The 13,626-nt window shown below is 38.0% G+C and carries 10 protein-coding genes; 5 read left to right on the forward strand and 5 right to left on the reverse strand.

The features are described from left to right. Nucleotides 1–16: 16 nt before the first annotated feature. The 4 genes from ACXACQ_RS15240 to ACXACQ_RS15255 form a co-directional block, all read right to left on the reverse strand. Nucleotides 17–214: a hypothetical protein gene (locus ACXACQ_RS15240; RefSeq protein ID WP_474976819.1), complete on the reverse strand. Its 198-nt coding sequence runs from the start codon at nt 212–214 to the stop codon at nt 17–19. A gap of 422 nt (nt 215–636) precedes the next feature. Beyond that, complete coding sequence (locus tag ACXACQ_RS15245) at nt 637–1,059, reverse strand: hypothetical protein (protein WP_474976820.1); 423 nt, start codon at nt 1,057–1,059, stop codon at nt 637–639. Nucleotides 1,060–1,079: 20 nt separating this feature from the next. Continuing rightward, nucleotides 1,080–1,661 carry a chorismate--pyruvate lyase family protein gene (locus ACXACQ_RS15250; RefSeq protein WP_474976821.1) on the reverse strand — a complete coding sequence of 194 codons (582 nt, stop codon included), beginning with the start codon at nt 1,659–1,661 and terminating at the stop codon, nt 1,080–1,082. A 5-nt stretch (nt 1,662–1,666) separates the two neighbouring features. After that, on the reverse strand, nt 1,667–2,365 hold the full coding sequence (locus ACXACQ_RS15255; protein WP_474976822.1) for a class I SAM-dependent methyltransferase: 699 nt from the start codon (nt 2,363–2,365) through the stop codon (nt 1,667–1,669). Nucleotides 2,366–3,049: 684 nt separating this feature from the next. On the opposite strand from ACXACQ_RS15255, the gene ACXACQ_RS15260 reads away from it, so the two are divergent. From ACXACQ_RS15260 to ACXACQ_RS15275, 4 genes are all read left to right on the forward strand, one after another. Further along, the gene (locus tag ACXACQ_RS15260) at nt 3,050–3,937 is read left to right on the forward strand and encodes an alpha/beta fold hydrolase (RefSeq protein ID WP_474976823.1); all 888 of its coding nucleotides are present in this window, start codon (nt 3,050–3,052) and stop codon (nt 3,935–3,937) included. A gap of 108 nt (nt 3,938–4,045) precedes the next feature. Then, a complete protein-coding gene (locus tag ACXACQ_RS15265) occupies nt 4,046–5,245 on the forward strand; it encodes a porin (protein ID WP_474976824.1) in 1,200 nt (399 codons plus the stop codon). A gap of 87 nt (nt 5,246–5,332) precedes the next feature. Beyond that, the gene (locus ACXACQ_RS15270; protein ID WP_474976825.1) at nt 5,333–6,049 is read left to right on the forward strand and encodes an SDR family oxidoreductase; all 717 of its coding nucleotides are present in this window, start codon (nt 5,333–5,335) and stop codon (nt 6,047–6,049) included. 47 nt (nt 6,050–6,096) lie between these two features. Then, nucleotides 6,097–6,537: a hypothetical protein gene (locus ACXACQ_RS15275; RefSeq protein WP_474976826.1), complete on the forward strand. Its 441-nt coding sequence runs from the start codon at nt 6,097–6,099 to the stop codon at nt 6,535–6,537. Between the two features lie 32 nt (nt 6,538–6,569). Here ACXACQ_RS15275 and ACXACQ_RS15280 read toward each other — a convergent pair whose 3' ends face one another. Then, complete coding sequence (locus ACXACQ_RS15280; protein ID WP_474976827.1) at nt 6,570–10,190, reverse strand: RICIN domain-containing protein; 3,621 nt, start codon at nt 10,188–10,190, stop codon at nt 6,570–6,572. A 694-nt stretch (nt 10,191–10,884) separates the two neighbouring features. On the opposite strand from ACXACQ_RS15280, the gene ACXACQ_RS15285 reads away from it, so the two are divergent. Further along, nucleotides 10,885–13,593 (forward strand): outer membrane beta-barrel protein, encoded by a 2,709-nt coding sequence (locus ACXACQ_RS15285; RefSeq protein ID WP_474976828.1) that lies wholly within the window; start codon nt 10,885–10,887, stop codon nt 13,591–13,593. The last annotated feature ends 33 nt before the right edge of the window (nt 13,594–13,626 follow it).

Raw genomic sequence — 13,626 nt, forward strand, 5'->3', positions numbered from 1 at the left:
TCAGGCCTTTTAATTTTTATTGTCTAGTGCATGTACCTCCAGAACTTGTAAAGGTATCTTCTGTATCCTTTACGTCTTCTTCAGTGCCACACATTTCAACGACATTGCCAGAACTTTCGCATTTGGTACATACTTGATCATCATCATCATCGCCACACGAAGTTGCTAGGCCTAATGTTGCGGAAAAGATAAATAAGTAAAATAATTTTTTCATAATCGTTAATTTTAAGTTTGAATTTGCATTATAGTAATATAAAATAGATTATAAAAGTAAACTTATTTTTTCTTGATGAATTTTGCCCTTGATTAAAGGTGTAGGCATTGTTAGAGGGATTTAATATAGAATATGTATGATCTACTTAAGAGGAAGGCGTTAGTGTTGTAGAATCAGAGGGGTATTTTTATTCAATAATATGTAGAGGATAACACTAGCTGTTATTATGCTATTGCGTTAAACCTAAACCTATAATGGTTTAGGTGGTAGTATAAATAGTCGGTTATCTGAGTTGCGTCTCAGTCTAAAAAATGTTGAATAGAACTAATGGCGTGTAAAAAAATGTGTGAGTTGGTGCCGCAAGTTCTAAGATACTTTGGGGGAGGTGTTTCCTCCCCAATGCTTACAGTTTAGAATTAGAGTTACCCCTTACTTGCTTCTTTGAACCACTGTTTTGCCTCATCAATGCTAGGAAACATTCTAATGTGCAGTGTTTCACCTCCAATTTTAGTTGATTGATTGATGTAGTTTTTCACAGCCATTTCACCAAATACGTTATCAGGAACAACAAAAGCTACAAAATTAATTCCAGCAGCTAATGCTTTAGGGTTCCAAGTGTCTGCTACCCAATCAGTATCTTCTTTCTTTTGTACAGAATGCGCTCTAGTATCAGCTAACCACATAATGGGCTTGCCTTCAGGTTTGTATTGTACACAGTAGTCTAACCCTTTTAATAAAAAGGAACGGAACTCATCACTTTTCATAAATCCGGTAAATTTTCCAATGACACATGGGGTAGTTGCGTCATATTCCAGAACCCCCTTGCTTTTTTCTAAAAGAATCATAGTTACTTAAGTTTAAATTGCTATTTTAATTTCAGTTCTTTTATAGTTGGTAAAAAGGCCTCAGTAATTAGCACAAAAGGTTTATCTACTAGGTTAAAGGTTGATTGCCGGCTCCAAACAGGAAGTGACAGCAATTCTCTTTTTCTTTGTGCAAAAATGCCCTCTGGCTTGTAAGATACAAAAGGTAATTGAGACATGGAAAAAGAACTTATTCTAAATGGTGACCTTGTAATAGCCGGATTGTTATACAAAAGGTTCTCGCCAATAGGTTTGTCTCCTAGTTCATCAAATAATGTTTTATACTCTGTGTACATTCTCAAAGGAACGGCCGTGCGCGCAAATACCTGAGGCACACCGTCTCCCAGTAAATATACCTGTCTAATGTAAGCATAATGACCATTGATATGTTGCTTTTCAAAGTCAGTCAATACGCCTATACCTTCGCGAATTCTTATGAGACTAAATTTTTCATAAGATCTTCTTATTCCATCACTAAGTCTAAATGCTTGTGGCGTAAGCCAAGGCTCGATGTTAGCAGGAATATCTAAAGTAGATATTTCTTCAATTGGAGTCCATACGGGGTTGGTGGTGTTAATTTTCATAAGCTTCATTTTTGTGCTATCATACCTACTCTTTCTCTCCCGTCAAATTTGATCCACTCCGGAAGGTGGTTCATGGGGTCTCCGAATAGAGATAGCTGTTCAATTTTAAAATATGGTGAAAAAACTCTATTTAAATCTTCTGCATCAATATGATTGATACACTGTGGGAGTTGGTCGGCAATAGGGTTGTTTTTGCTATAGTTTGGTAGGTTGTCAATAAAGCCGGCCCACGGGTGACCGTTTTCTTTTTTCTGCTCATATATAGGAATGTAACTTTCGCAGTGCTTTAAATAGGGGGTAAAGCTTACTACATAAAGTCTTCCGCCAGGTTTTAACCACGAATGAATCTTTTTCGCGGCTAGTTCTATTTCTTTGGGTGAGAGAAATGGAAACACCTGAGATATATATATGGACTGAAAATGATTTTCTGGAAAATCAACATGGGGGAAGGTGCATTCTAATGTAGAGAGACGATGTTTGTACGCATCATTAACACAGCGCTTCAGCTCTTCGAGGTGATCAGGGTTAATGTCTAAGGCTACTACTTCAAGTCCTTTGGCTAGTGCTGGTATGGTGGCAACTCCGTAAGCGGCACCTATATCCATTACAGGACCTTCGTTAAGGTGAGATTGTTCTATGAATTTTTTGCCTATTTCAGGTAGTTGATACGAAAACCCTCTTTTGTTTTTTGTCGCTGTTGTCATTATGAAGTGCTGGTTATTTAATGCCTTACTATTATAAGACCTATTTCAACACGAATCTTTTCTTATACTTCCAAAAAATCACGTACAGAAGTTCTATGTTAAAAAAAGCTTGCTCTAGTGGCAATATTAGTTTAAATAAGTATTAAAAAATTCAATAATTATAAATATAATCTAATTAAATAATAAATAAGTAATTTAATTAAGAAAAAAAATTTTACTTTAGATAGTACTGATAATGGATGAAAAGTGTATTTTTGAAGAGTTATTTTTAAAATAAGTGCAAAACATACATAGCACACCCACTTTTTAGATTATAACATATGGGGAAAAAACAGCCCATTCTTCTTTATACAATACTTGTTGAAGAGATAACCACCTTTTTCATTTTTATTGTGTTTTAATTAGTAATAAATGTATTTATTGAAGTAATATTTTTGATAATTTATTTATATTTATTCCTAATTTAATCGGGATTTAAAAAATTGTTGTGTTTTTGTGAATTTTCTGAATATGGCTATGAGGTTGATTGATAGGCAACTAAATCGTTGTTGATACACCAATTAGTTGAATTAGACGAATGGGAGCCTAAGGTAAGATATTCGTAGAGTTTAAGTTTACCCTGAGTTTTTAATAAAGGTATTTTTGGTATAACAATTAATCATTACAAAATACTAAATACCAAGTATGAAAACATTAAAACTACTTACCTATCTGTTTATAGTCATATTTTTATATGGGTGTGATGAGGCTCGAGAGGATGAGGTTTTACCTGTGGCTTTAGGTGAAATGAGTGCTTCATCAGATGATTCTTCCCCCTTGGGGCAGCATCATCATCACCCGCGTAAAAAGAAGTTTTTATTGGTGCACGGAGCATGGCACCCTGAAGGAAGTTGGTCTCGTATTGTGCTTGGTTTGGAAGCCAATGGGCATGAAGCTCGCACGGTGCAGTTGCCAGGACTAGGTACTGATAGAACCCCCCTCGATCAGGTGACCCTAGGTACTCATGTAAGTGCAGTAATGGATAAGATGAGAGAGATGGGACCGGGAATAACCTTAGTAGGTCATTCTTACGGAGGCGTGGTAGTGTCTCAGGCAGCTCAAAATCTGGCCTCATACATTAAAAAAGTGGTGTATGTTTCTGCGTTTATGCTAAAGGATGGTGAAAGTCTTTTAGATGTGGCTAGCCAAGATACTGAGTCCGTTGTAACACAAAACGCCATAGTGGCTGGTGAAGGTATATTTTTACCTCGCAACACATGGGATAATGCCTTTTACAACGCGGTGTATCATTGTAGCAATATTCGGAAAAAGGAAGAGGTCTACTTTTTGAAAACGCTGTTAGTGCCACATCCTTATGTGACTTTTAATACTCCTGTGCATCTTGGCTGTGCATATAACCGGCTAGAGAAGGTGTACGTATCATGTCTTGATGATCATGCCATAACGCCTAGCGCTCAATGGCGGATGTATCATCGTTTCCCTGGCGTGAAGGTTTTTAAAATTTTTAATGCAGATCATTCACCATTCGTTTCTACCCCCACTATATTAACGAATATTTTGCAGGGTTTATAAAAACCTTAAAACACACGATTGTTAAAATCAATCGGTGTGTTTTTTCCTTCTTTTCTCAATTCCTTCCTGTTTTGCCTCCTTGCTTTGTTCCAAAATAAATTTTGGAACATGAACAAAGGCCTGAAATATTTAATACTTAGTAATACTTTGTTGCTCGCGGTTGCTGCGGTAAATCATTTATCGGCTCAGGAGCAAGAAAAAAACAATGCCAAATGGTATGATAGAATCCACTTAGGTGGTTACATGCAAATACGCTATAATAAACTTTATGAGTCTAATCATGAGCTGAGGTGTGAGCAGTGTGATGAGTTTTGGGGGGCTGAAGGTGGTGGTTTTTCATTAAGAAGATTAAGGTTTAAACTCTACGGTTATGTTTCTCCTAGAGTATTTTTTTATTTACAACCCGACTTTGCCAAATCTGTAGGAGAGAATATTAATGTGGCCCGTGTGAAAGATGCTTATATAGATATCGGGTTGGATGAAGATAACGCCTTTAGACTTAGGGTGGGGCAGAGTAAAGTGCCTTTCGGATATGAAAATATGCAATCGAGTAGTCAAAGGTTGCCTCTAGATAGAGATGACGCATTAAATAGCGGAGTAAAAGATGAGCGTGATATGGGGTTGTACTTGTATTGGGCGTCTCCAGACAAACGTAAGCTAATGCATGAGCTGAAGAAGTTTAAACATTCTGGAGATTATGGGGTGTTTGCTTTTGGGATTTATAACGGTCAAACGGCAAATCATCCTGATGTGAATAATCAATTTCATGTAGTGACACGCTTTTCTTATCCTTTAAAACTAGGTACCCAAGTTTTAGAAGCGGGAGTTCAGGCTTATAAGGGTAAGTTTGTACTGTTAGAGCATACTGAAGGTGTGGTGGTTAATGACAACATGGAGTATAATGATGAGCGTGTGGCTGCTTCATTTGTTTTGTACCCCATGCCATTTGGAATACAGGCGGAGTACAATTTTGGTAGCGGGCCGGAGTATGATAAAAGGACTAACTCGATAAAAGAAAAACCATTGCAGGGAGGCTACATTACCTTGTCCTATGATATGGAGAAGTGGGGGCAGCATTTTATACCTTTTACCAGGCTGCAATATTATAACGGAGGAAAAAAACAAGAACTGGATGCTCGAAGCTATACGGTGAGAGAGTGTGAGACAGGAATAGAGTGGCACCCACTAGAGCATTTTGAACTGGTGATGGTTTATGCTTTGGCAGATCGAAGATATGAAGATGCGGTGCATTTGAGTAATCACCAAGTAGGTGGGGTGATACGCATGCAGGCACAAATGAAGTTTTAAATAAGTTTCTGCAAAATTCCATAACCTCCATTTTTATCTTTCGTTATATTCCTACAGACTATATAACTATAAAAACCAACGATTATAATGATTGATTTAACAGGAAAAGTTGCATTTATTACAGGAGGAAGTAAAGGAATTGGATATGGTGTAGCTCAATCTTTATTGGAACAAGGAATGAAGGTGGCTATCACTAGTAGAAGCCAAGCTGCAGCAGATAAAGCTGCTCAGGATTTGGCTGGTTATGGAGAGGTTTTGGCTTTAGAGGCAGACGTGCGAGACTTGGCTTCTCAGCAGAAGGCTATAAAGGCAACTGAAGATAAATGGGGGCAAATAGATGCATTAATTGCTAACGCAGGCTTAGGTCACTTTGGCTCTATAGAAGAGTTAACAGCAGAGCAATGGCAAGAAACGATAGACACGAATCTTACAGGAGTATTCTATAGCGTAAAGGCAAGTTTAGATGCACTTAAGAAAAGTGAAGGCTATATTATTACTATTTCTAGTTTAGCAGGTACTAATTTCTTTGCTGGAGGATCTGCCTATAATGCAAGTAAATTTGGTCTTACAGGTTTTAGCCAGGCTATAATGCTCGACTTAAGAAAATATGGAATAAAGGTATCTACTATTATGCCTGGTTCAGTGTCTACTTATTTTAATGATCATACACCAAGTGATGCTGATAGCTGGAAAATCCAAATTGAAGATTTAGGTCAAATAGTAGCAGATTTACTTCAGATGCACCCAAGAACGTTGCCTAGTAAAATAGAGGTGAGGCCTACAACTCCGCCTTCTGCTAAGTAATGACATTTGCCTCTATATGAGGTGTTGAATTATATAAATTGTTTTCTATGAAAAAGCTAGTGATTAACTCATTTATTATAGTGGCTTTGGCTGCATGCCAGCCTGCAAAGCAACACAATGAGGCCAGTTCTAATGAAGGGGATAGCGAAGGTACTAGTCTCGTAAGTCAGAAAGAAGAGACTTTTTCTATTAAAGGACAATGGTATACCAAAGGTAATGCCGGTTTAGAGCCTTACTGGATCGAGTTTAGGCCCGAATCCAAAGAGTATTTTGAGTGGCTTGCTGAAGGCAATATGCCAGATGTGGTTACGGGTACATATAAACTAGAAGAAGGAAATAAGCTTACTTTACATAATGATGAGTATGACGAGAATATAGTTTATAAACTTCAGGTTATAGACGATAAGTCACTCACTTTGGTTCCTATGGGGCCTAGTGCAGGGAATCTCACTTTTTTAAAAGAGAATTACAGTATTCAAGAGGAGTAATAAAAAAGAGGAGCTAATGCTCCTCTTTTTTATTACAGCTTATTGAAACGTAAGCTGGAGCTATTTTTTTGTGTTTTTAATTGAAGAATGTATACTCCTGATTTTAGTTGGCTGATATCGATGTTGTTATCTTGCAACTTGTCTCGTTTAATTATTTCTCCAATGGTATTATATATCACATACTGGCTGTCATTGTCAGCTCCTTTTATGTGAAGCATTTGCTCTGCAGGGTTAGGGAATAAAATAACCTCTTTATGAGCAGCTGTCTCTTCACTAATTCTGGTAAATGAATTGTCCGCTTTTTTAATATTAATCCAGTTAAGGTTCCATCCTCCAGTTTCGGCAAATGTGCCAAGATCGTAAGTGCCTGCGTTTATGCTGAAGGTTTTTGAGATAGTGGTCCAGTTTTGCCAATCGCCTGTGTTGGGCACGTTTATCGATCCTAAAACCGTGCTGCCGGCATTTAGATCTACACTAATGACTGAACCAGTACTAGCGCTTGCTACTCTAAATTCTAATGTATATTGTCCGGTTTCTGGGATAGTGATATTGCTGTAAACCATCCAATCTCCAGTGTCAGTATAGGCTACGTTTTGGCCTCCTTCACTACAGTTTTCATTCTGTATCCCCGACATATTGCTATAAGTTTCAGCCTCTATGTGTTTAGACCAAGCTAAAGGCTGTATTGGTATAAGCTTCCATTGTCCGCACCTTTGGTTGTTGTCATCATATTGACCTATGTTGGCTTCAGCTTCAGTGCTAGCGTAGGCTACTTCTATAATTTTATTACTATGAGTAGCTCTTAACTTGTAATAGCCGTCAGTGGTAGCTTCAATTTTGAAATGCTGATTGCTTCCATTGAGGTATTCCCATTGTAGTAAGTTGGCAAAGTTGTCTTGGCTAAAATCATCTACATCGGCTGATTTTCCTGTGGCTACACAGATAATGCTGTAGACACCCGGAGAAACTTCAGTTAACCTAAACTGCTGGTTGGGGTTGCCAGTAGGGTAGTATTGTAAAATGTTAGTACCATTAGCAGGGTTTCCATTTTCAGCCACATCCATTACCAGGCTACTTCTTCTATTTTCAAGATTGTAAACACCGCCTAAGCCAGTCACTCCAGGTGCTATAATTCTTAATGACGAAGTTTTGTCGTTCCAATTGGTTTGATTGTCGCCAAATAGTTCCTCTACTAAGCAACTATTCGAAGCGCTAATTTCAATGGACTCACCTTGGAAGTTGTTGTCATTGTACAGCATTACCTTGTAGCCTTCCGGTAATTTTATTGATGAAATATCATCGTTAGCAATACCTAAGCTGTAAAGCCTGTCAAGGTTATAATCTCCAACTTCAATTATAACGCCTTTGCCAGTGTAGTTGCAATCTTTGTAGGCAATAACTTTATTGCTGGCTAAGGATAGATCTGTTTTGGCTGAAAGCAGACCAACGTCAATAAACTGCTCATACTCGTTTTGATGGCAATGCACCGCTATCACATTGCTTCCTGTTAAGTTGATAGCATTTTTGGCTTCGTTGCTTATAGGAAAAGCGTGGTAGTTTGTGTTCCAACTTTCTCTTTCAAATGCCAATACACCGTTTATATATACCTCCACATCGTCATCATAAAATACTGATACTTCTGCATATTTTAAATCACCTTTTGATAATACGCTGCCATCAAAAGATTTACGTAGCCAGATGTCAGCGCTTTCCCAGTTAGTGTTTACATTGGCATTAGGGTTATTGATTTTTCCAAATCCACCTTGTCCACTGGCCCACGCAGCATCATTAAAATTAGAGCTGTTCCAATCGGCTGAGGGAGGATTGGTGGTGTATTTCCATGTTTGAGGCGTTGCTTTAGAGGTGGGTACTAAAGCTGCTTTTTCTAGTTTTGGTGCTTTAATGAGTCTTTGATTTACCGCTTTAATCCTCGCAGGGTCAACTTTCCAGCGCCTATCGTATGTTAAGAAACCATTGATTTCATTTTCTACATCTGTTATTTCTGTATAAACAGCACCGCTTAAGTCGTTTAAACTTTTAAATCCCTCCAGCATATCCACGTAGTTGGAGTAAACTTCAACTAATTCATCGTCATTTACCACTTCTCCATAAGGATTGCCCGGGTTGCCCCACATGTGGTCTGGTGATCTTAGTCCAATACCGCCATATTCACCACAAACTACTGCCAAGTGATCGCTAGATGGAGATGATGGAGGCGGATAGCTGTGTTCATCTCTAATGTCACCAGCTTCAGAAAATGGCCCGCCACTGCCTTGGTTGATGATACGAGTAGGGTCTAAACTTCTTACAATGCTCACTCTTTGATCGGGGTCAAAGGAACCTTGCCACTCATTAAAAATAACCCAAGATATGATGCTAGGACTATTATAATGTGTTTCAATCATTCTTGTTAACTCAAGGTCAAATTGCTCACGTTGTACTTCTACACCTTCAGGGGTATCATAAGAGTTTGCCGAAGGCATATCTTGCCAAACCATAAGGCCTAGCTTATCGGCCCAGTAGTACCATCTTTGTGGTTCTACTTTTATATGCTTTCTTGTGAAATTAAAGCCTAGAGCTTTGGTAGATTCTATGTCAAATTTCAAAGCGTCATCAGTAGGGGCAGTATAAATGCCATCAGGCCAAAAGCCTTGGTCTAATGGTCCGAACATGAATATTTGTTCATTATTAAGATAAACCACGGGAGTATCTGAATTTTTTACGATAGCTATTTTACGCATACCAAAGTAGCTGCTTACTTCGTCTACTACAGCACTGCCACTTATTAGCTTTACTTCTAAGTCGTAGAGGAATGGACTCTCGGGAGACCAAAGTTTAGGGTTGGGGATAGGCAGTGTTATTTCACTATTAACGGTACCTGTATAAGTGGTTACTATTGAGTTTCCTTCTTTTACAGTAATATCGGCTGTAAGGCCCGTGCTGTTGCTGTTTACAGATAGTGTCAGTGTGTTATTATCAATGTCGGGTGTCATTTTTAAGCCAGTGATGTGCTGGTCGGCTACAGGCTCTAGCCATACTGTCTGCCATATACCTGTTACTGCGGTATACATAATGCCGCCAGGTGCAGTGGTTTGTTTGCCTCTGGGCTGACCATAGTCACGCGTGGGATCATATACTCTCACTATCACTTCTTGCTCTCCACTAGCACTGATATAATCAGTGATGTCATGAGTGATTTCATCATATCCCCCTTTGTGTATACCAAGGCTGTTCCCGTTGATGTAAATTTCTGACTCCCAGTCTATTGCTCCAAAATGCATAATTATGCGTTGGCCATTCCATTGAGAAGGCACAGTAAACGTTTTTCTGTACCACACACGCTCATGGTGTTCGGTAATGCCTGAAATGGTTGACTCCACTGCAAATGGAACAATGATGTCCCTTCCTAGAGTTTGATTGTGAGGAACTGCATCTCCAACACTGCCTACTTTAAATTGCCAGTGGCCATTCATGTTTAGCCAGTTTTTACGCACTAGTTGAGGTCTTGGGTATTCTTGTAATGGACTGTTTTTGTCTACCTGATCTGTCCAAGGGGTTTTGATTGGTGTTATTTTCGGTTGCCATTGTGCAAGCAATGAAAATGGCCATGATAGTAGTGTAAATACTATCAGTACCTTGCTGAATTTTTTCATACTTAATTAGGGTTTAGTTGATTTTAAATGTTTCGAAATCTGAGGGGTAAGAAAGGAGGAAGGCGAAATTGACTTATTCGCCTTCGGATGGTTTGCTGCTGTGTGTCATTTAATAGGTTTAGGTTTAATCTAAAGTTATGGTTTTATATGTGTGAATTAAATATAGCCTGAAGCACTGCTCGTTAGAAAGCTAAATTTTGAAGCGTATTTTCTTTAATTGATATAGCGGATATTAATTGTTCGTAGAAATACCACATCCTAGATTATTATTATTTGTTCAATAATAATAGCCTCAAATTAAGGTAGATTATCATTCACAAGTTAAAAGAGTAGATGTATAGTATTGAGAGGGGGAAAGGCACGTTTTTTAGTAGTAAGAAAGCTTATGCAATGTTTATAAAGTTATATTTTCATTACATAAGTATTTATTTTGAATAAAACTGATGTTGAAATTTTAGCTGTTTCGATTTAGTAGCCTTGATTGATAGAAATACCTCTGAAATAAAATAAATACAAAAGACATGTGTTATCCGTGATTGATGGGCAACTTCCATTGCATGGTAACCGTTTGTGTAAAGACCTCAGCATGAGTTATAAATAATGATTACATTTAAGTAATTCGATTTAGCATACTTTGTTGTCGAGGCGCTGAAAAGAATAAAACGCGAACTTGGAATCTATTTTTTTGGTCTTTATGAAACATTTAACAATTCTTCTTTTTCTTCTAATTTTTGCTCATTTATCACATGGACAAACATATACAGTCCAAGGAAAAATTGAGGATAAATTAGATCATTCATCTTTCCCTGGAGCTACAGTGGTATTGCTTAATTTGCCAGATTCAGCCAATGAGTATGGAGTGACTACTGGTCTTGAGGGTGACTTTACTTTGCAGGGAGTGAAGGCTGGTGACTATCTATTGCAGATCAATTTTATGGGCTATAGCACTTATAATAAAAATTTGAATGTAAATGGTGATTTGAAACTGGGCACGTTGGGGCTGGAGCAATCTACCACTACGCTAAAAGAGATAGAAATAGTGGGGGAGACGATGGTAGGAACTCAAAAAGGAGATACTACTGAGTTTGGAGCGCAGTCATTTAAAACTACTAGAGATGCCAGTGCGCAAGACTTGGTGACAAAGATGCCTGGTATTACTGTAGTAAACGGAGAAATACAAGCGCAAGGAGAGGCGGTACAAAAGATTTTAGTAGATGGTAAGCCATTTTTTGAGGGAGATGTGAAGACTGCACTACAAAACTTGCCTTCAGAGGTAATAGCTGCTATACAAGTGTATGATAAGAAAAGTGACAAGGCAGAGCTGACCGGTTTTGATGATGGAGAACAGGTTAAAACAATTAACATCATCACAAAACCCGGTAAAAAAAGAGGGCAATTCGGGAAAGCCTCGGCCGGTTATGGTACTGATGATCATTATCAGGCTGCAGCTAGTGTAAACATGTTTAGCGGTGATCAGCGAATAACTTTTACTGGCTTAAGTAATAATATTAACATGGTTAATTATAGTGCTGATGCTAACAGCCAAGGAGAGCAGCGAACCCAAAATGGTATTATCAAAACAAATAATTTTGGGGTTAATTATTCAAATGAATGGAATAAGTTAAAGCTGGCAGCAAACTATAATTTCAGTAAACGCGATAACGATGGGAGCAGCACCAAACAAAGAACCTATATTTTAGCTTCTGACTCAGGTCAGGTGTATAACGAGCGCAGTTTTGATAATAGAATTAATACGGATCATTATTTACACGCTAGACTAGATTATGAGATAGACAGTAATAATGTAATCAGGTGGAGGCCATATGCAGCTTTTAGACACGATGAAAACCATGACTCATTTTTTGGAGATACTGACACCGATAATGGTTTGTTGAATAGTACGGATAATGAGTCTAACTCTAAAAATAGTGATTATGACTTTGGCAGTAATCTTTATTATAGTCACAAGTTTGATAAAAAGGGCAGGAGCATAACTTTAGAGCAAACGTTGGGGTATCACACCAATCAAGATGATGCCGACAGAGTAGCAGAGAATATATATTATAACAGAGAAGATAGTGTGCAGTTACTCAATCAAGTAACGGATAGAGAAAGAAATGCTTATGATTGGGGAGCGGGAATAATGTATACAGAGCCAATAAGTGAAAGTAGTATGTTGGCAGTAGAGTATCATTTGAGTAATAAAATCAATGATTCTGATAAAAGAACGTATGACGATAACAATGAGACATATGTGATGGATACCACCTTGAGTAATACCTTTAATAGTGGCTATTTTACGCAACGTGGTGAATTACAATATAAATATCAAGATGATAAGTGGAGGGTTCAGTTAGGGGCTCAGTATCAGCAAGCTGATTTGAATAACGAACAAGAGTTTCCGAAAACTTATAAAACAGAGCGAACATTTAATTCTGTGTTGCCATCTGTGAGGTTAGACTATCAGTTAGCTAAGAGCAAAAAACTGGAGCTAGATTACTTTACTTGGACCAACTCGCCATCGATAGGTCAGCTGCAAGAGGTGATAGATAACTCTAATCCGCTGCAATTAAGCACGGGTAACCCAACGCTAGAGCAGGCCTATAACCATTGGGTACGCGCCCGATATAAATCAAATACTGACGAGGGAAGAACATTATATAGTTCTATAGAATCATCGGTAGTGTCTAACTACATTACTAATGCAACTACTATTGCTTCTGAGCCAGAATATGTGGGTAATGTGTTTTTAGAAGAAGGTACTCAGCTCACAAGGCCAGAAAATACAGAATCGTATTATAGTTTTAAGTTGTACAGCCACTACGGTACGCCTATTGAGTGGGTAAAATCTAACCTTAATATAAGAGGTATGGTTGAATATAGCCGCAGACCCGGAGTTATAAATGATGTGATCAACCACTCTAACAACACGCATTTCATGGCTGATTTTTCTCTTAGTAGTAATATTAGCGAAAAGGTAGATTTCAATATCTCTACCAGATCTGATTATTTTATTGCCAATAATTCATTGCGTCCAGCGCTTAATAATGAATACATGACTCAGTACACACATGTGAAATTGAATTGGATATTTGGCCCATCATTTATTTACCGAACAGATGTAGGACACCAGGTAAATACTGGCCTTGCCGATGGTTTTGACAAAAGCTATGTGATTATGAATATGAGTTTTGGTAAAAAAATACTTAAAGATGATTTGGGAGAACTGGCTGTAAACGTATATGATTTACTAGATGAGAATAATAATGTTGGAAGATCGGTAACAGAGACGTATATTGAGGATCGACAGTCAACTGTGCTAAACCGATATTTTATGTTATCATTTACTTATAATATCAGGCACTTTAGCCGTGGGGCCAGTGAGAAGGATTTTAAAATGTAATTGACCGATTACGTTGAAACCGATAAAGCTTAA

Source organism: Fulvivirga sp. AWR4_260, assembly GCF_056158185.1.

What these genes read in the sequence shown, in the direction of transcription:
- ACXACQ_RS15280 (WP_474976827.1), bottom strand. Translation starts at nt 10,190, where the DNA reads ATGAAAAAATTCAGCAAGGTACTGATAGTATTTACACTACTATCATGG.
- ACXACQ_RS15265 (WP_474976824.1), top strand. Translation starts at nt 4,046, where the DNA reads ATGAACAAAGGCCTGAAATATTTAATACTTAGTAATACTTTGTTGCTC.
- ACXACQ_RS15285 (WP_474976828.1), top strand. Translation starts at nt 10,885, where the DNA reads ATGAAACATTTAACAATTCTTCTTTTTCTTCTAATTTTTGCTCATTTA.
- ACXACQ_RS15245 (WP_474976820.1), bottom strand. Translation starts at nt 1,059, where the DNA reads ATGATTCTTTTAGAAAAAAGCAAGGGGGTTCTGGAATATGACGCAACT.
- ACXACQ_RS15260 (WP_474976823.1), top strand. Translation starts at nt 3,050, where the DNA reads ATGAAAACATTAAAACTACTTACCTATCTGTTTATAGTCATATTTTTA.
- ACXACQ_RS15250 (WP_474976821.1), bottom strand. Translation starts at nt 1,661, where the DNA reads ATGAAAATTAACACCACCAACCCCGTATGGACTCCAATTGAAGAAATA.
- ACXACQ_RS15270 (WP_474976825.1), top strand. Translation starts at nt 5,333, where the DNA reads ATGATTGATTTAACAGGAAAAGTTGCATTTATTACAGGAGGAAGTAAA.
- ACXACQ_RS15255 (WP_474976822.1), bottom strand. Translation starts at nt 2,365, where the DNA reads ATGACAACAGCGACAAAAAACAAAAGAGGGTTTTCGTATCAACTACCT.
- ACXACQ_RS15240 (WP_474976819.1), bottom strand. Translation starts at nt 214, where the DNA reads ATGAAAAAATTATTTTACTTATTTATCTTTTCCGCAACATTAGGCCTA.
- ACXACQ_RS15275 (WP_474976826.1), top strand. Translation starts at nt 6,097, where the DNA reads ATGAAAAAGCTAGTGATTAACTCATTTATTATAGTGGCTTTGGCTGCA.